Origin of the sequence: Bacillus sp. 95MFCvi2.1, assembly GCF_000374965.1 — a bacterium.
GTDB classification, from domain to species: Bacteria; Bacillota; Bacilli; order Bacillales; family Bacillaceae_G; genus Bacillus_A; species Bacillus_A pseudomycoides.
The window spans coordinates 83,269-108,759 of sequence record NZ_KB895704.1; the positions used below are offsets into that span (position 1 = coordinate 83,269).

30 protein-coding genes, 2 other RNA genes, 1 pseudogene and 2 riboswitches are annotated in these 25,491 nt (G+C 35.5%); of the genes and pseudogenes, 8 read left to right on the plus strand and 25 right to left on the minus strand.

The genetic code is table 11. The annotated features are described in order from the left end of the window. Window positions 1–19: 19 nt before the first annotated feature. Window positions 20–853, minus strand: coding sequence for a MerR family transcriptional regulator (locus C568_RS0119580; RefSeq protein ID WP_003196509.1), 834 nt, complete (start codon window positions 851–853; stop codon window positions 20–22). A 293-nt stretch (window positions 854–1,146) separates the two neighbouring features. Here C568_RS0119580 and C568_RS0119585 point away from each other — a divergent pair, with 293 nt between their 5' ends. Further along, window positions 1,147–2,304 carry a cation:proton antiporter gene (locus C568_RS0119585; RefSeq protein WP_018782511.1) on the plus strand — a complete coding sequence of 386 codons (1,158 nt, stop codon included), beginning with the start codon at window positions 1,147–1,149 and terminating at the stop codon, window positions 2,302–2,304. A 139-nt stretch (window positions 2,305–2,443) separates the two neighbouring features. Here the strand turns inward: C568_RS0119585 and C568_RS0119590 are convergent, their stop codons facing one another. The 7 genes and pseudogenes from C568_RS0119590 to C568_RS0119620 form a co-directional block, all read right to left on the minus strand. Continuing rightward, window positions 2,444–3,796: an aspartate aminotransferase family protein gene (locus C568_RS0119590; protein WP_018782512.1), complete on the minus strand. Its 1,353-nt coding sequence runs from the start codon at window positions 3,794–3,796 to the stop codon at window positions 2,444–2,446. Window positions 3,797–3,986: 190 nt separating this feature from the next. After that, complete coding sequence (locus C568_RS0119595; protein WP_003196504.1) at window positions 3,987–5,537, minus strand: solute symporter family protein; 1,551 nt, start codon at window positions 5,535–5,537, stop codon at window positions 3,987–3,989. 2 nt (window positions 5,538–5,539) lie between these two features. Then, on the minus strand, window positions 5,540–5,878 hold the full coding sequence (locus tag C568_RS0119600) for a DUF485 domain-containing protein (RefSeq protein WP_018764329.1): 339 nt from the start codon (window positions 5,876–5,878) through the stop codon (window positions 5,540–5,542). Between the two features lie 192 nt (window positions 5,879–6,070). Further along, a pseudogene (locus tag C568_RS35635) lies at window positions 6,071–6,684 on the minus strand (sterol desaturase family protein). Window positions 6,685–6,767: 83 nt separating this feature from the next. Further along, window positions 6,768–7,061 (minus strand): hypothetical protein, encoded by a 294-nt coding sequence (locus C568_RS0119610; protein ID WP_018782513.1) that lies wholly within the window; start codon window positions 7,059–7,061, stop codon window positions 6,768–6,770. Between the two features lie 19 nt (window positions 7,062–7,080). Beyond that, window positions 7,081–7,713: a LysE family transporter gene (locus tag C568_RS0119615; protein WP_018782514.1), complete on the minus strand. Its 633-nt coding sequence runs from the start codon at window positions 7,711–7,713 to the stop codon at window positions 7,081–7,083. 141 nt (window positions 7,714–7,854) lie between these two features. Continuing rightward, window positions 7,855–8,583, minus strand: coding sequence for a YqcI/YcgG family protein (locus C568_RS0119620; RefSeq protein ID WP_003196494.1), 729 nt, complete (start codon window positions 8,581–8,583; stop codon window positions 7,855–7,857). Between the two features lie 269 nt (window positions 8,584–8,852). Between C568_RS0119620 and cspB the strand changes: the two genes are divergently transcribed. Next, complete coding sequence (gene cspB, locus C568_RS0119625; protein WP_003196492.1) at window positions 8,853–9,050, plus strand: cold shock-like protein CspB; 198 nt, start codon at window positions 8,853–8,855, stop codon at window positions 9,048–9,050. 120 nt (window positions 9,051–9,170) lie between these two features. Further along, the gene (locus C568_RS0119630) at window positions 9,171–9,419 is read left to right on the plus strand and encodes a DUF2564 family protein (protein ID WP_003206638.1); all 249 of its coding nucleotides are present in this window, start codon (window positions 9,171–9,173) and stop codon (window positions 9,417–9,419) included. Between the two features lie 31 nt (window positions 9,420–9,450). On the opposite strand, the gene C568_RS33295 is transcribed toward C568_RS0119630, so the two are convergent. The 3 genes from C568_RS33295 to C568_RS0119645 form a co-directional block, all read right to left on the minus strand. Continuing rightward, window positions 9,451–9,627 carry a zinc-finger domain-containing protein gene (locus C568_RS33295; protein WP_003196489.1) on the minus strand — a complete coding sequence of 59 codons (177 nt, stop codon included), beginning with the start codon at window positions 9,625–9,627 and terminating at the stop codon, window positions 9,451–9,453. A 12-nt stretch (window positions 9,628–9,639) separates the two neighbouring features. Then, window positions 9,640–10,299, minus strand: coding sequence for a ribonuclease H family protein (locus C568_RS0119640; protein WP_006094345.1), 660 nt, complete (start codon window positions 10,297–10,299; stop codon window positions 9,640–9,642). Between the two features lie 600 nt (window positions 10,300–10,899). Continuing rightward, on the minus strand, window positions 10,900–11,385 hold the full coding sequence (locus tag C568_RS0119645; RefSeq protein ID WP_003196485.1) for a QueT transporter family protein: 486 nt from the start codon (window positions 11,383–11,385) through the stop codon (window positions 10,900–10,902). Window positions 11,386–11,391: 6 nt separating this feature from the next. Beyond that, window positions 11,392–11,436, minus strand: a riboswitch (PreQ1 riboswitch). 131 nt (window positions 11,437–11,567) lie between these two features. On the opposite strand from C568_RS0119645, the gene C568_RS0119650 reads away from it, so the two are divergent. The 3 genes from C568_RS0119650 (at window position 11,568) to C568_RS0119660 (ending at window position 13,841) form a co-directional block, all read left to right on the plus strand. Further along, window positions 11,568–12,440, plus strand: a complete 873-nt coding sequence (locus tag C568_RS0119650) for an aldose 1-epimerase family protein (RefSeq protein ID WP_018782515.1) — start codon at window positions 11,568–11,570, stop codon at window positions 12,438–12,440. A gap of 95 nt (window positions 12,441–12,535) precedes the next feature. Beyond that, window positions 12,536–12,922: a reverse transcriptase-like protein gene (locus C568_RS0119655; protein ID WP_003196481.1), complete on the plus strand. Its 387-nt coding sequence runs from the start codon at window positions 12,536–12,538 to the stop codon at window positions 12,920–12,922. 13 nt (window positions 12,923–12,935) lie between these two features. Next, the gene (locus C568_RS0119660; protein WP_003196479.1) at window positions 12,936–13,841 is read left to right on the plus strand and encodes a DMT family transporter; all 906 of its coding nucleotides are present in this window, start codon (window positions 12,936–12,938) and stop codon (window positions 13,839–13,841) included. A gap of 2 nt (window positions 13,842–13,843) precedes the next feature. Here C568_RS0119660 and C568_RS0119665 read toward each other — a convergent pair whose 3' ends face one another. Both C568_RS0119665 and C568_RS35640 read right to left on the minus strand, forming a co-directional pair. Next, window positions 13,844–14,104, minus strand: a complete 261-nt coding sequence (locus C568_RS0119665; protein ID WP_003196477.1) for a DUF6123 family protein — start codon at window positions 14,102–14,104, stop codon at window positions 13,844–13,846. Window positions 14,105–14,208: 104 nt separating this feature from the next. Continuing rightward, complete coding sequence (locus C568_RS35640) at window positions 14,209–14,379, minus strand: hypothetical protein (RefSeq protein WP_003196475.1); 171 nt, start codon at window positions 14,377–14,379, stop codon at window positions 14,209–14,211. A 99-nt stretch (window positions 14,380–14,478) separates the two neighbouring features. Between C568_RS35640 and C568_RS0119675 the strand changes: the two genes are divergently transcribed. Continuing rightward, window positions 14,479–15,039 carry a cysteine hydrolase family protein gene (locus C568_RS0119675; protein WP_003196473.1) on the plus strand — a complete coding sequence of 187 codons (561 nt, stop codon included), beginning with the start codon at window positions 14,479–14,481 and terminating at the stop codon, window positions 15,037–15,039. 51 nt (window positions 15,040–15,090) lie between these two features. Here C568_RS0119675 and C568_RS0119680 read toward each other — a convergent pair whose 3' ends face one another. From C568_RS0119680 to C568_RS0119720, 9 genes are all read right to left on the minus strand, one after another. After that, window positions 15,091–15,942, minus strand: coding sequence for a GNAT family N-acetyltransferase (locus tag C568_RS0119680; RefSeq protein ID WP_018782516.1), 852 nt, complete (start codon window positions 15,940–15,942; stop codon window positions 15,091–15,093). Window positions 15,943–16,162: 220 nt separating this feature from the next. Continuing rightward, entirely contained in the window at window positions 16,163–18,142 is a 1,980-nt protein-coding gene (locus C568_RS0119685; RefSeq protein ID WP_018782517.1) for an acetoacetate--CoA ligase, read from the minus strand. A 264-nt stretch (window positions 18,143–18,406) separates the two neighbouring features. Further along, complete coding sequence (locus C568_RS0119690; protein ID WP_018782518.1) at window positions 18,407–18,658, minus strand: hypothetical protein; 252 nt, start codon at window positions 18,656–18,658, stop codon at window positions 18,407–18,409. 111 nt (window positions 18,659–18,769) lie between these two features. Continuing rightward, window positions 18,770–18,910 carry an FbpB family small basic protein gene (locus C568_RS33300; protein WP_006094338.1) on the minus strand — a complete coding sequence of 47 codons (141 nt, stop codon included), beginning with the start codon at window positions 18,908–18,910 and terminating at the stop codon, window positions 18,770–18,772. A 247-nt stretch (window positions 18,911–19,157) separates the two neighbouring features. Next, window positions 19,158–20,024: a 5'-3' exonuclease gene (locus C568_RS0119700; protein WP_018782519.1), complete on the minus strand. Its 867-nt coding sequence runs from the start codon at window positions 20,022–20,024 to the stop codon at window positions 19,158–19,160. Between the two features lie 134 nt (window positions 20,025–20,158). After that, window positions 20,159–20,890: a P-type ATPase gene (locus C568_RS0119705; RefSeq protein WP_006094336.1), complete on the minus strand. Its 732-nt coding sequence runs from the start codon at window positions 20,888–20,890 to the stop codon at window positions 20,159–20,161. A 394-nt stretch (window positions 20,891–21,284) separates the two neighbouring features. Further along, window positions 21,285–21,448: riboswitch (M-box (ykoK) riboswitch) on the minus strand. A gap of 67 nt (window positions 21,449–21,515) precedes the next feature. Then, window positions 21,516–21,902: a DUF350 domain-containing protein gene (locus C568_RS0119710; protein WP_018764315.1), complete on the minus strand. Its 387-nt coding sequence runs from the start codon at window positions 21,900–21,902 to the stop codon at window positions 21,516–21,518. Continuing rightward, on the minus strand, window positions 21,899–23,131 hold the full coding sequence (locus C568_RS0119715) for a glutathionylspermidine synthase family protein (protein ID WP_018782520.1): 1,233 nt from the start codon (window positions 23,129–23,131) through the stop codon (window positions 21,899–21,901). The genes C568_RS0119710 and C568_RS0119715 overlap by 4 nt, the downstream gene beginning before the upstream one ends. Before the next feature lie 3 nt (window positions 23,132–23,134). After that, a complete protein-coding gene (locus C568_RS0119720; RefSeq protein WP_003196444.1) occupies window positions 23,135–23,446 on the minus strand; it encodes a hypothetical protein in 312 nt (103 codons plus the stop codon). Between the two features lie 82 nt (window positions 23,447–23,528). On the opposite strand from C568_RS0119720, the gene C568_RS0119725 reads away from it, so the two are divergent. After that, window positions 23,529–23,978, plus strand: coding sequence for a hypothetical protein (locus C568_RS0119725; protein WP_018764313.1), 450 nt, complete (start codon window positions 23,529–23,531; stop codon window positions 23,976–23,978). A 176-nt stretch (window positions 23,979–24,154) separates the two neighbouring features. Here the strand turns inward: C568_RS0119725 and ssrS (C568_RS33305) are convergent. The 3 genes from ssrS (C568_RS33305) to C568_RS0119730 all read right to left on the minus strand — a co-directional run bounded on the left by ssrS (C568_RS33305) (window position 24,155) and on the right by C568_RS0119730 (window position 25,491). Continuing rightward, window positions 24,155–24,338, minus strand: a non-coding RNA gene (gene ssrS, locus C568_RS33305) — 6S RNA. A 21-nt stretch (window positions 24,339–24,359) separates the two neighbouring features. Next, a non-coding RNA gene (gene ssrS / locus C568_RS33310) (6S RNA) lies at window positions 24,360–24,542 on the minus strand. Between the two features lie 115 nt (window positions 24,543–24,657). Beyond that, window positions 24,658–25,491: a sulfurtransferase gene (locus C568_RS0119730; RefSeq protein WP_006094333.1), complete on the minus strand. Its 834-nt coding sequence runs from the start codon at window positions 25,489–25,491 to the stop codon at window positions 24,658–24,660.

Below are 25,491 nucleotides of genomic sequence, written 5' to 3' on the forward strand. Positions count from 1 at the left end.
ATTTTTGTTATACAACCTCTTACTTCTTTTTTATTACCGGGATTTGTATTTCTGTAACTTGCTCTTCTGGATTCTCCGTCACAGAACAGTCAATTAAAGCGAGCTCAATTGCATCTCCAGACACTTCATATCCTTTCTCCTTGATATCCATTAACAGCTTCTTATAAGTTCCATCCGTTTTTTCATATGGCCCATGGTGATAAGAGCAAGCAAACATCCCTTCTTTAATTTCATCTGAAGTAATAATTTGAAACGGCATATAATCAAGAAGAATAAAAACACTGTTATATGCTTGAAATTCATTTTGAAGCAACCCTTCTTTTGACACTGTCACACCTAGGTCTCCTGAAAATAAACTATCATCTATTTGCTTCATATTTTTTTGGAGTGAATGGATATAATATTCAAACATATCATCCGTTATATTTGGTGCAATAGCTAACGCTGTAATTTTTCTCTTTGGTAATTTTTTAAGTGTCACATTATTAGCTTTTGACTTTGTAGCTTCTTTCATCAAATCGATTTTATGCTTCATTTTAGCCAATGCATATTCAATTTCTCTTTGTTTTTTTAACATCATCTCTTGTTGTTTTTTAAGTAAATTTAAGGCATAAGATGGGTTTCTTTCATCAATATATTCCTTTATTTCTTTTAAAGAAATATTTAACTGCCGTAAAAATTTAATTGTATCTAAAAGTGCAAATTGGTCGATTGTATAATATCGATACTTTGTTTGTGGATCAACAATGGATGGATGAAAAATACCTTTTTCATCGTAATAACGTAATGTTGACTCCGCAATATTATGCATTTTTGCCATTTCTCCAATAGTAAAGCGTTGATTGAATAACATATTTTCTACTCCGTTTCTTTCAAATAAATTGATTCGTTAAAAACAAATTTGTTTTTCTTCCCCTTCATTATATAGACATTCATTCCTTATTCAAAATGAATCATCCCCATGAAAATCTTCCGATTTAACATTGATTTTTCTTGAAATTTATTATATATTTATTACAGGTTCAAATTACAAGTTCAAAAGAACTCGTATAGAGACCTCTTGTTTAATGTGTTTTACATATTAGTACATTAGGCAAACTCCGAGAAATCGTTTAATAAAAACAAAAAATGAAAAGGAGAGATGAGATGGAATTTTTCTTTCAAATTGCGTTAATTTTACTAAGCACCAAAATTGCTGGTGACATTAGTGTGAGATTAGGGCAACCTTCTGTACTCGGGAAATTAATTGTTGGTATTGTAATTGGTCCGGCGGTATTAGGTTTAGTTAACAATTCAGATTTACTCACACAGTTAAGTCAAGTAGGAGTTATTCTCCTTATGTTTATGGCAGGTCTAGAAACAGATTTAAAAGAACTAAATGAAAATCGCAATTCATCTTTAGCTGTTGCTGTTGGCGGTATTATTCTTCCATTTGTAGGTGGTTATGTTTCAGGACTAATTATGGGTATGGAACAATCAAATGCTGTCTTTTTAGGATTACTTCTATGTGCAACAAGTGTTAGTATCTCTGTACAAACACTTCGTGACTTAGGAAAAATGAAGACTCGCGAAAGCACAACAATGTTGGGAGCAGCTGTATTTGATGATATTCTTGTTGTTATTTTACTAGCATTTGCCATGAGTTTCTTAGGCTCAGGTGATGTAAGCTTAACAATGATTATTTTGAAAAAGGTTGTTTTCTTCCTTTCTATCATCCTAATCGGTTGGAAAGGTGTTCCAATGATTATGCGTTGGTTATCACCACTACGCGTATCAGAGTCTATAATTAGTGCGGCTCTTATCATTTGTTTCGCTTTTGCATATTTCGGTGAACTATTAGGAATCGCAGGCATTATCGGAGCATTTGCAGCAGGTATTGCTATCTCTCAAACAGATTACAAACATGAAGTAGAAAAGAAAGTAGAACCAATCGCTTATGCAATGTTCGTTCCTATCTTCTTTGTAAGCATTGGTATGAATATTACGTTTGCAGGCATTGGAGATAAAGTATGGTTTATCTTGGCTTTAACTGTAATTGCTGTATTAACAAAACTGATTGGTTGTGGCTTCGGAGCGCGCATGACAGGATTTGATTTACAATCATCTACAATCATTGGGTCCGGAATGGTTTCACGCGGTGAAGTTGCTCTTATCATTGCAGGACAGGGGCTTACTTCTGGACTACTAGCACAAGATTACTTTACAGCAATTGTAATTGTCGTTATTTTAACAACAATGATTACACCACCAATGTTAAAATATTCTTTCGGTGTAAAAGATAAGCAATTAAAACAAAGTGCATAATAGCTATATAGAGTACTAGTTTCATAATATAAAAAACGAGATGATTCTCTTCAAAAGACAATCATCTCATTTTTTATCATTTTAACTGAGAAGACCCCCTCCTCTAAACGAAGTGAAGGTGGGGGATGAGTCGGTTTTTTTAAATACGTTCCATCGCTGTCTTCAATGTCCCGACAACAAAAGCAATTTCTTCACTTGAAATAATAAGAGGCGGTGCTAACGTTAAAACATTATTATAGCCTGCTGTTGTCATTCCGTTACGTCCAATGATTAATCCTTTTTCTTTACAAGCATTCACTACACTGGCAATTTTATCATTATCAATTGGTTCTTTTGTTCCTTTGTCATTTACCAGCTCAATGCCAACTAGCAACCCTTTCCCTCTAATATCTCCAACAAGTGGATGATCATCTCCTATTCCTTCTTTTAATTGCTCTAATAAAAGCGATCCCATTTGTGCAGAACGCTCAATTAAATTTTCGTTTTCCATAATCTCTAAGTTTTTAAGTGCTAACGCACAAGCTGCTGGATTGCCACCAAACGTGTTAATATGACGGAAAAATTCATATTCTCCCTTTCCTTTAAATGCTTCATAAATCTCTTTCTTCACTGCTGTTGCTGATAACGGTAGGTATGCACTTGTAATCCCTTTTGCCATTGTAATAATGTCAGGCTTTACATCATAATTCATAAAACCAAACGCTTTTCCTGTACGACCGAAACCACAAATTACTTCGTCACTAATTAGCAATGCACCATGTTTTTGACACGTCTCATGAACAGCTTTCATATAATCTTGCGGGGGCATCAAAATTCCTCCGCCTGTAATAATTGGTTCCATAATCAATCCAGCTATCGTTTCACTTAGTTCCCACGTCATAACACGATCAATTTCTTTCACACACTCTACATCATAAATATTTTGTGACGAAATCTCTGGCATTCGGTAACAATCTGGTGGCGTAACATGTAAAAAGCCAGAAGCAAATGGCTCATACTGATACCTCCGCTGTGCCTGTCCTGTCGCTGCCATCGTCGCCATTGTATTTCCATGATAACCACGATAACGTGACATAAATTTATAACGGTGTGACTCTCCCTTATGAGCATAATATTGACGAGCAACTTTAAATGCTGTTTCATTCGCTTCCGATCCACTGTTAGAGAAGAAAATAACATACTCTCCTCCAAGCCATTCATTTAACTTTTCAGCAAGCTGAATTGCAGGTTCATGAGATTGTGACATTGGAAAATATGATAATTTTTGCAATTGCTCATACGCTGCTTCAGCAAGCTCTTTTCTTCCATATCCACTATTCACACACCAAAGCCCACTCATCCCATCTAAGTACCGTTTCCCCTCTATATCTTCTACCCAGCATCCTTCTGCTTTTGCCCCAACCATTGTACTATTTGGACTAAAAGGACGCATTCCATGCCACACATACTTTTCATCCTTTGCTAATAATGCATCTGATTGTTTCGTTTTCATCATACATTCCACCTTCCAAAACAACTTATATTTTCCCAAGCTGTACTGGCGCCATGATGAGATAAAACTTTTCCCTATTTATTTTCATTCCACATGAACAAAATAAATCCTACCGACTGCCGAGTAATATTTTCAAGCAACATTACAAAACAAAAGAGCTCTCCAAGCAACTGGAAAGCTCTCTTTCTTCTTAATGCGCAGACACGTCACTAACTCCATGACCTGTGTTAGATTTAACAAGGATTTCATCGAACTTCGCTGCATCTTCTTTCTTACTTGAAAAGATTGTCCCTAAATACGCTGCTAAAAATCCAAGTGGAATAGAAATAATTCCAGGTGTTGTATAAGGGAATAATGCTTTTCCAACAAAGATTGCTTTCCCAGCTTCAGGATTCCAAACATTCGGGCTTAGTGCCACTAATACGATAGCTGATACTAACCCAACAACCATTCCACAAATTGCTCCTGTTGTATTAAAACGTTTCCAATAAATTGTAAACAAAATCACTGGTAAGTTAGCACTTGCAGCAACCGCAAATGCTAACGACACTAGAAACGCAACATTTAACGTTTGAGCAAATAACGCTAAAATAATAGATAATACAGCTACACCAATTGATGCATAGCGTGCCATGGACACCTGCTCTTTTTCTGTTGATTTTCCTCGGCGAATAATTTCATTATAGAAATCATGTGCGAAAGCTGAAGCGGCTGTTAAAACTAAACCAGCTACAACGGCTAAAATCGTCGCGAATGCAATTGCAGAAACGAATGCAAATAAGAAATCTCCCCCAAGTGCTTTTGCTAATAAAGGTGCTGCCATATTACCAGCTGGATTTGCCTGAATAATTGCAGCATTCCCTACAAATGCAGCTGCACCAAAACCTAGGAAAATGGTCATAATATAAAATGCACCAATTAACCACGTTGCATATACAACAGACTGACGTGCTGTTTTCGCGTCACGAACAGTGAAAAAGCGAACAAGAATATGAGGTAAACCAGCTGTTCCTAAAACAAGACCTAAATTTAAAGAAATCGTATCTAATCCATTTTTATATTTCACACCTGGATTTAAAAATGCCTCTTTTAGAGGTGTTGCCGTTTTCATCTGCGCAAACATTTCTGTCACGCTAAAATTAAATTTAGCAAATACAATTACTGAAATAATAAATGTCCCTGCCATTAGCAAGACAGCTTTTACAATTTGCACCCAACTCGTCGCTGTCATACCTCCAAAAATCACATACACCGTCATTAACGTTCCAACAATTAAGACGGATGTCGTATATTCAATCCCTAATAATAATTTAATAAGTGCTCCTGCTCCCACAAGCTGTGCAATCATATAGAAAATTGAAATCGTCATCGTATTTAAAGCTGCAACTCCGCGCACTTTTCTCGCATCAAAACGTGCTGCGATCATATCAGCTAATGTATATTTCCCTAAGTTTCTAAGCGGTTCAGCAACCAGATATAATACAACTAAATAGGCAACAAGAAAGCCTATGCTATAAAAGAAACCATCAAATCCAGTTAATGCGATTGCGCCTGCAATCCCTAAAAAAGAAGCAGCTGACATATAATCTCCCGCAATGGCCAAACCATTTTGCCACCCAGTTAAGCCTCCTCCTGCCGTATAAAACTCGCTCGCATTTTTCGTCTTTTTCGATGCAAAATATGTAATGACGAGCGTACCAAGAACGATAATTAAAAAAAGTGCAAACGCCGTTACGTTCAAATTTATCCCCTCCCTTTTTGTATATCTTGAAGAATTTTTTGCGAAGTCTTGTCGAACGATTCCGCTTTTTTGTTATACATCATACATAACGACCACGTCATAACAAATTGTGTAAAAGCAAAGATCCACGCCCATGTAACATCTCCAAACGCTGGTGTATTCAACACTTTTGAATAAGAAGTCAAAAGCGGCAGAGCAATAAAAAAGCTTAAAAAGAAAATGCTCATCGGAACAATAAACTTTCGCTTCTTTTCTAGCAATGCTTGAAATTCCGCTGACTGGACGACTTCTGTATAATTTACCTCACTTTGCAACTTACGTGCTGAACTCTCTCGTTTCATTTGTCCTCTCCCCTTTCCTTCAATCCTTAAATAAAATTCCCCCTCATAAACCAAAAACTAAATTTTATAAATATTCAGAAACTTACATTTATTTTAGACAATCTCTTCTCCTCTGCAAAGATTTTTCGATAGACATTTTTCGTCATATTTTCCTAATTTTTTAATATATTTTTTTAAAATAAAAAGAAGTGCTCATCGCACCACTTTCTTGTCCTTCTCTTTTTCTAAGTTACGTGCCGTCCTACTTAATTCAACATCTTTTCCGTTTTTATAAGTTCCAAATAAGAAATCATAAACTGGATTCGACACACCAAACCAATAATTTTCATTTTTATAATGATGCAAAATATGTTGTTTTTTTTAGCCATCTACCAAAACCAGTCAAAGGACGGATTGGTCTATGCGCTATGTAATGTTTCCATTCATAGACGAGCAACATGATAATCATCCCAATTCCAAATGAAAATGTAATCGTTATATTACTTGTAAGTCCATACAGAATGAACAAATAAATTGCAAATCCTGTCATGCTATACCATACTGGTAAAAATAATAGCTTTAAATCATCCGGGTACACATGGTGATCATAATGTAATCTCTTTAACATTTTTAGGAGGTTTCATATGAAATAAAAACCGATGTGTTATATACTCATTGATTGTATAAAAAACGATTCCCGCAAGACATGATAAAATCGCCACCCCTGTAAATAATTGCATTTTCAAAATAATGATAAACAATATAAATACTCCAAACATAATCACAATATCATGTTGGAAAAAGAACTCCTTCATCACCCTTTTCATTCATCCTATCCCCTTTCTTAGAAAAAACAGCCATAACATATCGTTACGACTGTTTTCATTCTATCTATCTTATTCTCTTTTACTCACAAATTTGCTCGCTGTTCTATTGTAGAGAAAAAATTTTGCGAACCAAATATATTTTGTTTCGGTATAATGTGTTCAACTGCAAAGACAGTTACTTCACCTCCCTGTACCTCTCCAATAATCAGTCCCAGTATTGTATGATTTACAGCAAATGTTGGCTGCTTTGTTTGAAGTAGTCTTTCAACAGTTTGAAGAACGGCCTCATATAAAGGGTCCCTATCCGTTATTTCTTTTCGAATTTTTGGTGCTAATGTAATGATAATTTCTTTTCCATTAACTGTGGTTCGATACATAAAAATCTCCCCTTCAATCTTATATGAACAACTGTAAAGCTTTATACGCAAAATGAATCGAATACCCGACTAAGATAAAACCAGCTCCCGCTGTAATATAACCGAGTACCTTTGGTTTAAGCACTGTGCGTCCAAAATGAACAGAAAAGGCAATATTTAAATTCCATAAAATAATGCCACCAATTATGCAAAGACTATATAAAAAGGCCTCTTGTTTTGTTACTTTCGTGAGCAGTGAATTAAGCGTACTCCCATATACACCAAACCAAAAGACAAGATTTAACGGATTAGATACCGCAATTAAAAATCCTGCCATAAAGGATTGACGAAGTCCACCTACCTCTTCTTGTTTATATTCCATATTTGAATGTGAAATTCCTTGTTTTACACTTTGAAATCCTAAATAAAACAATAAGAAAAAACCTATACAATACATAAATGCTTGTACATATGTATACATAAATACAGAAGATAATCCAAAGTAAATAAGCAGCATAAATAAAATATCTGCACTCATGCCTCCTATCCCAACAAGCCAAGCATGCCAAAACCCACGTTCGATCCCTCTTTTTAACATTTCAATATTAATTGGCCCTACTGGTGCCGCTAGTGAAATTCCTAGTATAAATTGCTGTATAATTGCTCCAAACATCGCTCTATCCTTTCTATATCATTTTACTATTAGCTAATGTAAACAGTACTAAAAATAGACTAACTTTTATAAAAAATATACATATATAAAATGCCCTTTTTTATCCAAAATATGCAAAAAAGCCATCCTTAATGATGGCTTTCATTTTAGTACTTTATGATGAAATGGACATTTTCCTTCGATTGGTTCGATGTCATCTCCAATAAAATATTGTTTCCATTCCTGATGATTCGGATCACCATAGTGACTAATATTGGGATGTTTCGGCAGCTGATCCCACTTTTCCACTCGTTCTCTAACCGTTTGTCTGGAATATGCCCCTTTCGGTCGATCTCCTTCTAATCCATCAAATATGATCCGTGGCTGAAATCCTATAATGAGCGAATTTCCTAAATGCCTCGTTTTTCTCTGTTTATAGGCAGGAGCATTCCCAAATGCAAACATCGGCTCCCCACCAAATGAAAACTCCCATAAGTAATGATCTGGATTTTTTGGAATTTGCTCTGGCCATGGCTGTTCATCCTTTTCATGTAAATATTGTAGCACTCTCCAAAAGTACATGCGGTAATATTCGAGCGATCTTTCTTCACACTCTGGCTCAACAAAAAGAAAAAAACCTCTTCTTACAACTGGTCGCTCATTCATTAACTGTAAAAAAGAAAACAGAGTCTTGGGTAAATGACTCCAATCATCCTGAGATAAAAACGAGTAACGAAGTTCATTTTTCTTTAAGGCCGTTAAGCCAAAATAGCACGGAAAAGTTGGCTCTAATACAACATTAGAAAAATTCTCAAATTCTTTTGAAACCCAACTTGGTATATCACTCCTAGTTTTAATTTCTTGATTATCTAACAAATAAGACTTACTCATTCTCTCACCTCATTATGTACAGCATTCATTTAAGCATATTAAGAATATAAGTTGTCCTATACCATTTTAGAAACTTGTGTAAAAAATTATTTGAAAATACAAAAATATAAAACCGCTTACTTGACTAAAATCTACCATTTCGTGTATATTTAAAATATCATTTAGCAGAATATTCGATAATATAGCATTTTCAGTTTTATGAATTCACAAATATTTCAAATGAACTTCACTAAATGAAAAAGTAATCGTTTTTTAGGAGGAATTGTAACATGCAAGGAAAAGTAAAATGGTTTAACAACGAAAAAGGTTTTGGATTTATCGAAATTGAAGGTGCTGACGATGTATTCGTACATTTCACAGCTATTCAAGGCGAAGGCTACAAAGCTTTAGAAGAAGGTCAAGAAGTATCTTTCGACATCGTTGAAGGAAACCGTGGACCACAAGCTGCTAACGTAGTAAAACTTTAATCCAACATATAACAGGAGGTTACCTTATTTGGTAACCTCCTTTGTTATTCCTTTGTATATTTCCTTTTTGCAGAGTAAAAACTATGTGAAATGTGACAGAATACAAAGGAGGAATCGACAATGGGTTCACATGTAAATGATTTTGAAGAAGTAAAATTCCGCGTAGAAACAGCACAAAAAATGGTAGGTTCTGCAACAATTACAATGGATCCTGAATCACTGCAGCATGCGACAACTGCAGTAGAATCTGCACGCTCTCAGCTTGAAACAATGAAATCTGTTGCAACAGATTTAGACGAGCCTTTCTTAATGAATGAAGAAAAAAAACTAAGCCTATGCGAACACCAATTGAAAGAGGCTAAGCATTAAAAAAACATCCAGAGCTACCTCTGGATGTTTTTTATGATAATTGATTGCCATATTCTTTTAACTTCGCTCCCACTGTGCATTGCCGAATACAAAAAGAATGGGCATAGTACTTACTTTGTGTTTTTCTATAGTGTTCTTGTAAAAAACATCCTTCACAATACGTCTCTAATAAATCATTTACCTCTATAATGAGCTGCTTCTTATTCACCAGTGCACCTCTCTATTCTGTTACTTCCTTATGACTATCGATCGGTGTCCCTTCCAATGCTTGCGCGGCCAATTGATGTGCTTCTTTATTTTGTTTTCTTGTTACTGGCTCACAGACAAGCTTCAATTTCATTTGCTTTGCTTTTTGTTCAATTTGATCTAAATAGTGATTCAAATGTTCATCATAGCATGGCCACTGTCCAGCTAATTGCTGAAGTACGACTTGAGAATCACCGTGAAGCGTAACTGATTCATATTTGATTCCTAATTCTTCTAATACATCCATTCCATATAATAGCGCTGCATACTCTGCCTCATTATTATCATATATACCTTCTATGTAAGCATTTCGACGAACACGATACACTTTTTTCCCTTTTTTATAGTACACGCATATTCCAAGTCCCGCCTCTTTCGTTTCGATGTCATACCCTCCATCAAAGTAAATGCGAATTTCTTGCGGATCTTCTTCCACTTGTTTACTCAATTTTTTCATTTCTTTCAGCGTCCATTCCGCGCCCATTTCATCGTAAAATACGAGTTCTTTTACTCTTCCCGTTTTCTCAAAATCCACTGCAAATTGGAGAGCTTCTTCCATACTCATATAATCTGTTATTAATTCTGTTTGAAGACCATGTTTTGTTTTATACAACCAATTCATTTTATACTTCATACTATTTTCCCCTTATATAAGACTTCATATTTTTATTTTATTATATTTTACCAAGAGTCACAGTATTATATGCGAATGAATCAAATCATATTGTAAGTAACTACCATTATCTGAACTGAACTTAACTTAGATTGCTCTCCTAACTCACAAGAAAGGGGAGAGTCTGTATGATTAGAGGAGCTTCATCCCCCACTGATGGTTAGTTGAACCAATCGGGCTTTTACGAGCAGTTATCCCCCACCTATCTTCCTCATTTCTCTCTGGATCTTGAGGTAGGGGTCTTACTGCCCGTTAATGCGGGATAAAATGAAACTTTAATCAGTCCTCACAAATCGGGATAAAGCGATTACTTATAGAAATACTAACTTAGATTTAGCCCTTATCCTCTTCGAAAACAAAAAAGAAAATTCAGACACGTGTTATAGTAATGAAAAAACTATTAATTCTAACATCACAATCATTAAAGTTCCTAATCCAACAAATGCAATTTTTTTCTGAATCTCGGTTTCTTTACTGCTATTAGATATACTGAGAGAACTTACTTATATACAAATAAAGAGGCTACCCAATCCTTTCGATTTGGTTCAGCCTCTTTATTTATTACATCACCTTTTCAAATTGCACTCGTTTATTAATCCAATACATAACAGGCATACCAATTGCCATCACGACAAATTCACCAGCTGCACATGTAAGCCATGTAAATAAAAATGGCAGATCGAATGCAAGATGAAGTTCAATCGCTATCATAAACATTGTAACTGTAAAGATAACTGTATTAAAAATCATGCGCGCCCAAACACCCTTAATAAAACGCATGGAAATAATAGTAGCAAGAAGTGCAAGAATGGATTGCCCCACTCCAAATACTAAATCATACGCAATCATAGGTGAGAAAAAGAGATTTGTTAAAAATACCCCTAAGACAATTCCATAAATTGATTTCTTATTAAATACAACGAGATGATTAAACATCTCCGAAATACGAAATTGTACATTCGTAAAGCCAAACGGCTGAATAAGTGCTGAAACAGCAATATATAATGCTGCTAAAATACCATTACCAACTAATGTTTTTATATTCATGACAAAATCTCCTTAGTTTTTTTACGTGGGATGGTTTCGAACCACGTGATTCGTTTTTAAACAACAATTTTATATTGTACGCAATAGCAAACCATTCGTCAATAGATTCCTACCATCCACTACCCTTTTTCTTATAGACCACGTATAATAAAGAATATGAAAGATTTAGGAGGTTTCACTTCATGACAGCAACAATTCAAAATGAAAAAGTGATCGTTTCCATCTCTGAAAAAGGTGCAGAGTTACAAAGCGTTCGCTTAAAAGAAGACAACGCAGAATATATGTGGCAAGGAAATCCTAACTATTGGGGGCGCCGTGCACCAATTTTATTCCCAATTGTCGGTAGATTAGTGGACAATATATATTATGTAGATGGTAAACCTTATTCATTAACACAGCACGGCTTCGCTCGCGATCTTACATTTTCAGTAAAAGAGCAAAGTGAAACAAAAATTACTTATGCAGTCACTAGTAATCAAGAAACTTTACAAAAATATCCGTACGAATTTGAGTTACGTGTTTCTTATGAACTAGACGAGCAAAATATACATGTTACTTATGAAGTTATCAACCCTACTTCAAAAGAAATGTTCTTTTCTATCGGAGCACATCCAGGCTTCAATTGTCCTTTAATAGAAGGTGAATCATTTACAGATTACCATTTATCATTTAATGGCCCTGAACATTTAGAAACAAACGTTCTAAAAGGACCATTTCTTTCAAAAGAAAAACAACTAATGGTTGAAAACAAGACAGAATTACCACTTACATACGATTTATTCAAAAATGATGCCCTTATTTTTGAAAATATGAATACAAATGAAATTTCGATTCGCTCTCATAAACATAATAAGTTTGTAAAAGTAGCATTTGAAGGTTTCCCATTCGTTGGTGTGTGGACACTAGGAAATGACGCTCCTTTCTTATGTATCGAACCGTGGTATGGAATTGCTGATGAAGTAGAACCAGCTAAAGATTTCAAAGAGAAAAAAGGCGTACAATCCTTACAAGCAAATGAAACGTTTACATGTCGCTACAGCATTACAATTGGATAAAGTACATTTTTCATATTCTATCCCCCGCCCCTAGAAGTTTTTAGGCGGGGTGATTACTATCAGCTAACGCTATATAATAATGGAGGTATTCAATTTTGATTGAAGTATATATTGATGGTGCATCAAAGGGAAATCCAGGTCCTTCTGGTGCTGGGGTTTTTATTAAAGGTGTGCAGCCACCTGTGCAATTATCACTGCCACTTGGAATCATGTCCAACCATGAAGCTGAATATCATGCATTACTGGTCGCATTAAAATATTGCATGGAACATAATTATAGCATTGTATCTTTTCGCACAGATTCACAGCTTGTTGAACGTGCTGTAGAAAAAGAATATGCAAAAAACAAAACGTATGCACCACTTTTAGAAGAAGCACTAGCGTACATCAAAAGCTTTGATCTTTTCTTTATAAAGTGGATTCCAAATAGTCAAAACAAAGTTGCCGATGAATTAGCAAGAAAAGCCATTTTACAAAATTAATGGGGGTTTTAGTGTGAAAAAAGGATGGATTGCTCCTCTCGCTTTATTATTTGTCTCCTTTATTTGGGGAGCCACATTTGTTGTCGTTCAAAATGCAATGTCATTTGTTGGGCCATTTACTTTTAATGGTATTCGCTTTTTATTTGCTGGAATCATTTTATTATTTGTCCAATTTATATTCTCGAAAAAAACTTCAAAACAAGAAGTTCAACATAGTAGCATTGCTGGTTTAATTATCGGATTCTTCTTATTTATCGGTTATTTATTACAAACATTTGGATTACTCTATACCACTTCTTCTAAAGCAGGATTTTTAACTGGACTCAGCATTGTTATGGTTCCGATTCTTTCATTTATCTTTTTAAAACAAAGAGTTACACCTTTTATCATACTTGGCATTACTGCTGCAACAGCAGGCTTATATTTACTAACCGCTGGTGATTCTTTTCAATTGAATATTGGTGATATACTTGTTCTCGGCTGTGCAATTGCTTTTGCAGCCCATATTCTCATTAACGGAGTCTTTTCTAAAAAAATATCCCCTTTATTATTAAGCACATCTCAAGTATTATCTGTTGGAATTTTCTCTTCTATCTGTGCTTTTTTATTCGAGGACTGGAAAAAGTTATTTTCAATCTCTTTATGGACGAATTCTGCTTTTTTATTTGCTCTACTTGCAACATCCGTGTTCGCAACATCCATCGCTTTTTTTATTCAAACAGCTGCGCAAAAACACACCTCTCCAACAAGAGTTGCCATTATTTTCGCAATGGAACCTGTCTTTGCTGCATTAACAGGTGTTCTTGTCGCAAACGAACAACTTTCTATTCCCACAGTACTTGGTTGCCTTTGTATTTTCTTAGGCATGATCTTCGTTGAACTTCCTTCAAAAGCAAAAAAAGAAGCGCAGGCTGCGTGATGTTACGCTTGTAACGTCCACATAAAAGCCTTTGCGCTTTTTTTATCAGTAATTTCCTCTTCCTTCAAACGCTCCAATAAAGCGATAAAATAACTACCATCAAATTGTAGTTGATGTTTAATTGTTGCCTCAATCGCTGCATTCACAATCCCATCCGACGCACCAGTATACCCTTGACCAAACATAATAAACCCTTGTGCGTCCTCTGATAATTTAAATCCTTTTGTGTGTAAGAATGAAAGATATTCTTGTACCGTTTGCATGCTGTTCCCACCTACCAAAAAATTCTCCACTTCCTATCATACATTTTTTTAGGCTTTATGAGAATGAATTTTCTTTGACAATCTCTCTTAGATTTCTTGATTTCCTAAAAGATAAAAACAACACTAAATACTTCACTAATTTTCACTTTCTCTCCTTGGTTATATTGTAAGGTATTACATGATGTGAAGATCAATAAAGAAAATGAAATAATTCCCTTATATAAAAAGGATTCATGTACAGCATCACGAAATAAATAAAGTGTAACTTTAATCAACGGGAATTTTCTTTATTCCGTACCTGTCTCTCTATCTATATTCTAAACATCGAGACAAACTTATTACCTACAAATCACGAAATAAAAAGGAGAAATATAATGAAACAAGCTCTATTAATTATTGATGCTCAACAAGAACTTATTGATGGAAACGAGCAAGAATCTGCAGTATTTCATAAAGAGCAATTACTAACGAACATAAATATAGCCATTCAAAAAGCAATTCAATCCAATGCTCTTATTATTTTCGTCAGAGATACTGATGTTGCTTCTGGTATGGGGAAAGGATTTCAAGTACATGAGGAACTCAGAATTCCGCATGCAGCACAAATCATAGACAAACAAGCAACCAATTCATTTTATAACACCTCTTTACACGCCATTTTAAAAGAGAAAGAAATTGGTCATCTCGTTATAGGCGGCTGCAAAACAGAGCATTGTATTGATACTGCCGTTAGAACAGCAACTGTACAGGGATTTGATGTCACTTTAATTAAAAATGGGCATTCCACGAATGATTCTACGATTTTATCAGCCAAAAAAATTATTGAACATCATAATAAAACACTACATGGTCATTATAATGTGGATCATTTTTCTGTTGTTAGAGATGTCGAAGAAGATCTATTTTCCCCTATTCATAATCAATATCGAGAATAGAAAAATCACATTTATAAATTAAAAAGATTCCTTTTAAAAAAGGAATCTTTTTCATCCAAATATCTGTGCAGCAATTCCATATAATTCACCATTTCTTTTCAAAAATTGAGTGCTGTTTTTCAACATAATTGGTGGTTGATTTACCTTTTGAAATCCAGCTGTCTCGAGCACTGTCATAAAAAATTCTTTTCCTTCTGGTACATCAATTCTAAGCTTTCCTTTATAATCTTTTGCCAAATGATGAACAATTGTAGTTGCGATATGATCATTCGGCGCGACAATTGATCCTATAATTCTATTTTCTGGAGTTTGTACGCTCATTCCATATCCCACAATATAATTTTCTTTGTCTTTTACAACTATACATTGCTCAGATTGTTCAATTCTTCTCTGTATAAAATTACTTCTATTTACCCCGAAAGCGGCTTCATCTAACTTCACAATCCAATTACTATCTCCCTTATCATAATCCATAAAAATATGTTGCTCATTTCTATCGTAATCTTTAGGAGTTACATACTGATTACATATATACTTTGAAACATGACTAACCACTTGAAAACCTAATCTCTCATATAAAGGTCTTCCTTCTTCTGTAGCAATAAGCATAATCGATGTCTTTTCTGAAACACTTCTTATACAAACCTCTGTAATTTTCCATCCAATCCCCTTTCCTTTATACTGAGGATGTACAATAACCATACCAATAGATGCTAGTTTCTCTCCATATAGGATGATAGCTGCACTAGCGATTATTTCACCTTGCTTATTTTTCCCACCATATATAATTCCAGAATTAACAATTGTTTTAATTTCTTCTGAGCTATAATCCCATCCAACTGATTCAGATAAATTTATAAGATGCGGTATATCATTTCCCTGAATTCTCTCTATTGCAATCACTATCTACCCTCCTTCTATATTCCATAAATGAATGTCTCAATACAACTCCTTTGAAACTTTAATCAGTGGGGGTTTTCTTCATCCACCACTGATTATTAGCCCTCACCAATCGTTTTTTTACGGGCAGCCCGATCCCCACCTACCTTCCTCGTTTTTCTTTGAATCTTGAGGTGAAGATCTTACTGCCCACGAATAGCAGGATAAATAAGGAAGAACTCTATTATTCTTGCTTATTGATAATTCGTGCTAAATCCATAAAAAAGCTTAATGATTCAGGATTCGCCATTGAACCTTGATTGACTACCTTTTCTGCCGGAAATCCTAATAGAATTTTGCGAATTGGGACTTCTAGTTTTTTTCCACTCAATGTTTTCGGAATTTGCTCTACTACGTAAATTTCGTCAGGGGCAAACCGAGGCGAAACTTTTTGTTTTATTTCAGCTCTTATTGTTTCTTTTAAGTTATCACTCATATTTACTTCAGGTTTTAATACCACAAATAGCGGCATAAATGATCTACGTCCAAGGAGCTCTAAATCCACTACTAAACTCTCTATAATGGCATCCAGGGACTCAACTACACGATAGATTTCGCTCGTCCCTAGACGTACCCCTAGCCGATTGATCGTAGAGTCTGATCGCCCGAAAATGACACAGCTGCCTTTATCATCAAATTTAATCCAATCACCATGTCTCCAAATCCCTGGATACATCTCAAAATAACTTTCAAGATAACGCTTATTATTCTCATCTCCCCATAAATATATAGGCATAGATGGCATTGGAGAAGTTATAACCAACTCTCCAACTTCATTAGTAATCGAATTCCCTTCATCATCAAATGATTGTACGTTTGCACCTAAAGAACGAGTTTGTATTTCACCTGCATAAACAGGCAATATAGGAGAGCCACCAACAAATGCAGTACATACATCAGTTCCTCCACTGGTCGAAACAAGCCATACATCTGTTTTCACATTTTCATATATCCATAAAAACCCTTCCACAGGTAGAGGTGAACCAGTTGAACAAATAGCCTTTAACTTAGAAAAACTGTTTCTTTCTTTCGGCTTAATCCCAAATTTCATACATGCACTTAGGAAACCGGCACTTGTACCAAAGAAAGTCACACCAACTTCTTCGGCAAGATCCCATAATCTATGTATACTAGGATAAGATGGGCTGCCGTCATATAAAACAATTGTACCTCCAGCTAAAAGACCACCCACTAAAAGATTCCACATCATCCACCCTGTCGTTGTAAACCAAAAAAACACATCATCTCGGTTAACACCTTGCTCAACTAATAATGTCTTAAGCTGTTCTAATAATATTCCACCTTGACTTTGTACAATTGGCTTTGGCAACCCTGTCGTTCCAGAAGAAAATAAAATCCAAAGAGGATGATCAAATGGGACCTTTTCGAAAACAAGATCACAATCTCCTCGCAATAGGTCATTCCAATACATTGTACGATTATTCAATTCAGAATCATTACTGCCAACATAAGGGATTAAAACTGTCTGCTTTAAGGTAGGTAGGCTCGATTGAATTTCCGAAACATTTGTTATTCTATTCTGAATTTTACTATTATAGGAATACCCGTCGACTGCAAATAAAATTGTCGGTTCAATTTGTTTAAATCGATCAATAACAGTATTTGTCCCGAAATCAGGAGAACAGCTGGACCAAACCGCTCCAATGCTGGCACATGCTAAAAAAGCAATTATAGTTTCAGGAACGTTAGGCATATAAGCCACAACACGATCTCCTGGTTTAACCCCTAATTCCTTTAGAGAATTGGCCACCATCGCTGTCTTTTCCTGAAGTTCTTTCCAGCTTAATTCTGTTCTCGGAGTGGTTTCTGATTGAAAAATTACTGCCGGTTTATTTTTTCTTGCATTTCGAAAAATATGTTCCGCATAATTTAAAGTAGCACCCGGGAACCATTTTGCCCCGGGCATCTTTCTTGATTCTAAAACTTGATGATACGGTGTAGTAGAAATAACTTCGCAATAATTCCAAATACTTTTCCAGAACGCTTCAAGTTCTTCAACAGACCATTTCCATAGTTCCGTTTGATTTCCAAAAGATAGCCCCTTCTCTTGTTTGAGCCATTTCATGAAAAGACTGACACCTGAGCTTTCTATTTGTTGCTGTGATGGCTCCCATAACAGCACACCTTCAGTAATCGCTTTCATTATTATTCCTCCTTAGCTATCAATTTTTTAAAGAAGTAAATAATAACTATATACAGCGTATGCTCTTAAAAAACCTTTTTTCAGAAGGGAGAGTTCGTGATTTAATAAAATGAAACTTTAATCAGGAGGGGACTTCTTCATCCCCACTGATTATTAGCCTTCACCAATCAGGCATTTGCGCGCAGTTAATCCCCCACCTGACTTCTTTGCTTTCGCTGAATTTTGAGGTGGGGGTCTTACTGCCCCGAATAGCGGGATAACAAATTACTTTATCAATATTCCATTCAATTCTTTCTGAAATATCATAATTTCTAAATCACTTTTTAACATCTTTTCAATATCGTATTTCATAATACACTCTCTTACCTCTGGTTGAAACATCACAGTGGTATCATATTTATCTTGAAACCACTTTTGTTTTCTTAGTAACTTGAATTTTTCGTTAACGATCCTTTGTTTTTTTGATGGAACAGAAAGAATTAATTGTAACGCCACCTTTTCTATTAACTCACTCATTTCATTCCCCTTCTTTCTCCGTTACAACCCCGCTCTTAAGTATGATCCATATATAAATAAAACCCCTTCGAATCATAAATGAAGGGATTTTACATAATTTTTTTATCTTATTCAGTTACTTGATACACGATATGATACATGCCTTTTTTCGATTTTTTCTTCTATTTCTCTTATATTCTCTTTATCGCTTAATAATAATTGTTTATTCTCTATCAATAATTGTTTAAATGATTTTCGTATTTTTTTTCGCATATTTAATTTCCTCCTTCACTATTACAAATAACTTATCAAAGGATCATTTATATAAAAGATAAGTAATTATCTGTGTAGTCTTATAATAAAAGATTCGTGTGAAATCTATTTGAATTCCAAATGAAAACTAAGTATTTTTTCTGATAACTTTATCGATTAAAAGAAATCACATAAAAAATAACGCCTAATCAAAATATATTTGATCAGACGTTATCTATAGTGGTAAGCAATCTCTCTAGCATTGCTTTTACAGCATATTTATAAATATTTCAGGTCTTCCCCAGTTCATTTGGTCGCAAACAAATCGTACTTTCTCTTCATCAATTGTATGCAGTCCTTCTTCTAGCGAGCATGAAATCGGAACTTCACAATGAATTTGTGCTAATTGTAATGATATGTTTAAATTCTCCAAATCATTTTCAATTTTTGTACGCTGTGCTTTTGTTAATGCCGCTATATTTTCTAATACTGCCGCTACGGTTCCGTGTTCTTGAATTAGTTTATATGCCGTCTTTTCGCCAATTCCTTTTACACCTGGATAATTATCACTCGTGTCTCCCATAAACGCTTTGGCATGAACGATTTGCCAAGGCTCTACGCCTTTTTCTTCCATAATCTTCTCTGGCGTATAATACTCATAGTTTCCGATCCCCTTACGAAGAAGCATTACCCTAACATTTGTATCAACAAGCTGTAATAAATCTGTATCGCCTGTTAAAATATATACTTCTGCCTCACTAGCGTATTCTTTTGCCAACGTACCAATACAGTCATCAGCCTCATAGCCTTTCAGTCCAATTACAGGAATAGATAACTTCGATGTCATCTCTTGCACGAGATCAAATTGCGGAATCAATTCTTCTGGTGGTGCTGCACGATTTGCTTTATAGTTTGAGAAAGATTCTGTTCGGAATGTCGTACTTCCCATATCCCAGCACGTTACAATATGCGTCGGTTCAATCGCTTGCGCCGCTGTTAATAAATGTTTCATATAACCATGAATCCCGTTTGTTGGGGTACCATCTTGTCGTTTCATAAATTGGCCGTAAACACTTGTTGCGTAAAAGGCACGAAATAATAGTGCCATGCCATCAACTAACAATACTTTTTTCATAATTCCTCTCCTACTAACAAAAAATAATAACCTCACGTTATCACGTAAGGTTATATAAATAGATTACCATTCTACGTTTCTGTTCAACTTTATCTATTATACAATGTTTTCATATATTTAGCACCATTAATAGTTTAACATGTTTGACTACAGCATGTATGAAGCAATCCAGAATACGTGTTTTTACCTGTTGAAACGACCACAGCCTTCGCAGTTCCATTTACAACATGTGTGCCTTTAAAACATACATTTTCAAGTTGAAGTGGATTGTAATCTTTCATTCGTTTTAACGGAATAAAACGTTTGCGTTCAAGATGATAACAGCTTTCAAATTTCTCTACATTCGTTTCTTTCCCTGTTAGCACCGATTCATTTACTAACAAATCCTCTGCAAAAATAATACGTACATCAGCTGGAACTGTATCACCTGCTGAAAGAAAAATCATATCCCCGGGAACTAGCTCCTCAACTGGAAGTTTCATTATTTTTGATTCGCTATTCATCTCCGCAGTTGTACATCCTTCTATCCTAGAAACAGTAACCATTACAATCTCACACTGATTTTGATTATGAACACGTTGCTTTGTAAATCCAGGGAGCATTTCACATAATTTCATCATTACATCAAAAAGAATTGCTCTTTTTGAAGGTAATTCATTTTTCCCGTACACATGCATGCGTTTCTGCGCTTCTTTAATAGAAAGACCATCTCTTGTCGTTTTAAAATAAGCAAATACAGACTTTACATCTCTTGTTGCAATTTCAATTAACAAGTCTTTATTTTGTTTTAACATAGATTGCTCTTTCATCATTCTTTTACTTTGTTTATGAGACATGTTACCCACAAGTTTATTTACATATAACATATTATCGTCTCCTCCTTTACAACTTAGGAAGAAACGCTTTGTTTCTCAATTTATCTCACTTTAACAATGGATATCCCTAAACTCAGTTAAAGTGTCTACGCTCAACTCATAATTATTTCAGCACATAACTATAAGCTGCCCGCTATTTTAGTGATAAATTATAGAGGGAGGAACAAGTCGTTTCCTGCCTACATCATATATTTTTGTTTTGCAGTATATGGGTAACGGAACCGAGTCAGAATTTGACATGCTCCTCACCTCCTCTTTCATTTGTTAGTCAGTATTTATACTATGGAAATGGTCATAGTTTGTTAATAAAAAGACCTTTACTCATAAGCGAGTAAAGGTCATTACATACGTAAATAAGCGATTCCTAATCAACATAGAAATCTGCGAACCTCTCCCTCGCCGAGTTTTAGCACTGTATAGCATAGGTACATTACCAGCTACGTTAAGAAAAACCTTAATTCGATCATTCCTGTTGACCCATTGGCGTCTCTCGACATTTTTGGGCAGTAGCATTTCTCTATACAGGAGCCTCACCTAACAGAGACTTATTTTTTTATTACATAGAAAATGTTACTCCTATTTAAAATAGATGTCAACACCTTCAGTTCAAGGTTTTTCAATACGTTAAACACCCAGCAATCACGATTCCGATGGAAATTGATAAAAACATAAGGAAAAGTCCGACGGCCTGATTATCTTCTTCGATGCTTTGATTGATATTAAAACGCGGTGTGAGCCATTCAGCTAAATAAAACACAATAATCTGTGCTAAAATTCCAATCGCTCCCCATAAAACCATATCCAAAAATGAAATAGAATTAGCTGCGGTCGAATACAAAACAATAGCAAGACCAAGAAGTCTTCCTCCAAGTGCATAACTTGCTGCTTTATTACCTTTCGCCATTAACGAAAATTCCTTGACTTTCGTTGTCACTTCCATAAGAAACAGACCGATACATAAAAGACCGATTGAAATCGCTAAATAAAGTAAGAAATTTATCATTTATAATCCTCCTTTTTAATTCCTACAGGTAAATAATAAGATTCATTCCCCGTAATTTTTTCACCGGCACGTATACCAATACTACTTGGTTTTCCTGCAATTAAAAACGATCCAAACACATGCGACAGCTCCTCGTTTCCCCTTTCAGTCTCAAGTGAAACAACTGGAAGCTTTATATATTTTTGAAATACAGGAAGTTCTTTTTTATACGTTTGATATGAATTTTGATTAACAATATGGGTGTCTTTGTCACGAATTGTAACCGTGTCGCCTTCTCTACCGAACGAAGGCTTTTGAACAAAAGAACTTTTCCCTAAAAAAGGATCCTGTTCTAGGTAAGTAGGGAGCATATATTTTTTTATCCATTGTCGTTCCTCATTTGTATAAAAAGCGCCCGCCTCGGCCAATCCCCAAATCAGGCATTGAATCGATTTTGGCTGAAGCAGAAAGGATGAGATAGGATTTATAATAAAGAGCTTTCCTTCCTTTACAAGTTGCAGTAGCTCAATCCCTACAAGATCTCCGGTTTTGGGATCCCTGTCCTCAACCAAGTCTTCAATAGGATATGTCTGACGATACAAAATATCAATTGGCACACCGTCTCTGTCGACCAAAGCATCGTCAGTAATTCTGAGTTCTGGCATTGACATCATTTTGTTTTTAACCTGACATAGCTGACTCAAATACGCAGTCGTATTCCAATCCTCTATATTTTCATGATGGGCTGTGAAGACAACGTTTGGACTTTCTATTCCCTTAGCAGCCTCCATCACTGCTTTTGTGATACCAGAAGAGAGAAGACGTTCCTGATTCTTATTCGGATCATGATAATCTAATTCTTTACAAACCACTCCATTCATTTGAAAGCATTCCACGATAAAAGTTGGAGTATCACTATTAAACTCAAGCATTTTGATACCACTATCCTTCAAAACAAAATCAAACCGTGAAATAATAGATTCAGGAAACAGAGATTTCATTCTAATAAAAGGCAAACTTGAAGATGGAAAACCAAATTCAAGAAGCTGAGCGTCAGACAAGGTCCGAAGAAGCCTAGCAGTCTTAAAAAATACTTTCCCCATTCTTTCTGTTGCTAATTGCAAATCTTGGATTATTTGTTCTGTTATTTCAAAAACATGAAAAAGGCTATACTCACTCCCGTATAAGTCAGACCAAAAGTGAGGGAACCTTGAATAAAATTCACTTCGTTTCTTTATGTAAAGCGACATAATTTAACCTCCGAATCCACCCTTTGAACCGCTTCCAATTCCCCCTTTAAAATTGGACGAAGCTTGGTAGGACTTAAATTCAGATGAATTTTTGAAGGTGGATTTATTTTGATAGTATGTACTACCGTAATAATAATGCCCATGATAACTTGAACGGTTGTCATCACATCGCCACACACCAAGTTCATCATCCCAATCCCAATCAGCACAACTCTTATCCTTCGGTTTTGGAGGGAGATCTTCTGTACATCCAGATAAAGTGCTAGTCATTAAAGAAGTAAGAACACCTGTTACTAACCATTTGGTTTTTGTCACTTTCCAACGCTCCTTTGTATATTATTTTTTTATTATAATAGAATTCATGATAAAATAGAAGAAAAAGGAAGAGGGAGTACAATTGCGGTTAGAATATCGACTCAATGATGAAGCGAAACAATACCCCGCCCTATGGAGCTACGCGAACATTCCTGTTTCCGAAACCGTCGCAAGGATGACTTGTGAGTATTTCATTAAAGAAGGAGATACATATGTCGTAACAGCGACCGCGATGGATCCTGATGGAACAGCAGTATTATATGTCCAAAAAGAAGCGTTCTTCGATGATCCTTCAGAGCCTACATATTCCCATATAGGTTTTGAGATTAGAGAACTACAAGAGGCAAATTCAATTTTAATAGAAAGTAAAGATGTATGGAACCATGACGAGATTTTAACGTATCTCCATTCAGATATTTTGTACGTTCAAAAAGACGGAATATTTATGGAACTCGCCTTAGATTCCAGAGAGATTGATGAAGACCGAAAGTGCTATGTTTATTATGGAAATTTTACAGGTGGGCACAGATAAAGTGAAACTTTAATCAGTGGGGGTTTTCTTCATCCCCCACTGATTATTAGTTGAACGAATCGGGCTTTTACGGACAGTTAATGCGGGGTAACAATCAAATTCTAATCATTTCCATAGTCCCGATAAAAGGCTCCTAAAACAAAAAAAACCTTACGTATAAAACGTAAGGTTTTTTATATAGCCCCACACATGCCGTTCTCTCTAGATGTCCATAAACCTGCTCTCACAGGTGGATGTTCTCATAAATGCTTTCAGCTTCCTTCTTAAAAAGATGGCATGCTGTTTACATTTAAATATTGAACTTCCGTATTATACTTATTGGTTTAAGACATACATAAGCTACGTACACCTTAGGAATTTTATATAATGTTAGTTAAAATAAGACCCCCGCACGTGCCGTCCCTCGTAAATGTCCAAAAACCCGCTACTCGCAGGTGGATGCCCTCACAGCTACCGTACATCTTCCTCCACATGGAAGGCTTGATGATGGTCGCTAAATGTTGAGCTTCCGTATAACTAACATCGGTTTTAGACATAAATAAGTTACGTACACCGCAGGATGTTTTATTTACTTGTCGTTATCTTATCACATTGCATGCAATGTGTAAAATGTAATGTTTTGAAGCAAATTCTTGCTTGTGACCTTATTTTAATACAAAATATTTTTGCATGCAAGAGGTTACTGTCCTTCTTTTACAATTTGGTTTTCTGGATAAGAAATCCAATCACTCCAGCTTCCAGCATATAACTTCACGTTACGAAAACCAGCTGTTTGTAACGCTAATACATTCGGGCATGCTGTTACACCAGATCCGCAATAGACGATTGTTTCCTTCTCTTTACTAAGATAGCGGAAACGATCTTCTTGTTCCTCTTTATCTTTGAACTGACCTTCCGATGTGATTCCATCTTTCCAAAAATAATTTTCTGCTGTTGGAATGTGACCAGCTTTAGGATCAACAGATTCTTCAGCGCCAGCATAACGTTTTGGCTCTCTCGAATCAATTAACGTAACATCTGCATTTGTACGAATTTTTTCTTTCACATCTTTCATCGTTACAAGCATGTTGTCTTGCACATTCGGTATGAATTTTTTCCGTTCAATGGTTGGAACTTCAGCTGTTGTAGATAAATTTTGGTCTTTCCAAGCAGGAAACCCACCATTTAACACATATGCTTTTTGATGTCCTACATATGTTAATAGCCACCATAGACGCGAAGCCATTGCACCAGCTTGACTATCATATGCAACCACTGTCGTATTTTCATCAATACCAGCCTGAGAAAGCTTTTCGGCAAAATTCTCAAGACTTGGGAGTGGATGACGACCACCATGCTCCGTAACAGCGCTTGATAAATCAAGATTTAAGTCAAAATATAATGCATGGGGAATATGTTCTTTTTCATACTGCTTTCGTCCCCAATTTGAATCAGCTAAGTCAAAACGACAATCGACTACACGGACATGTTCATCTTCTATGTGATCACGTAACCATTCGACTGTAACAATCAT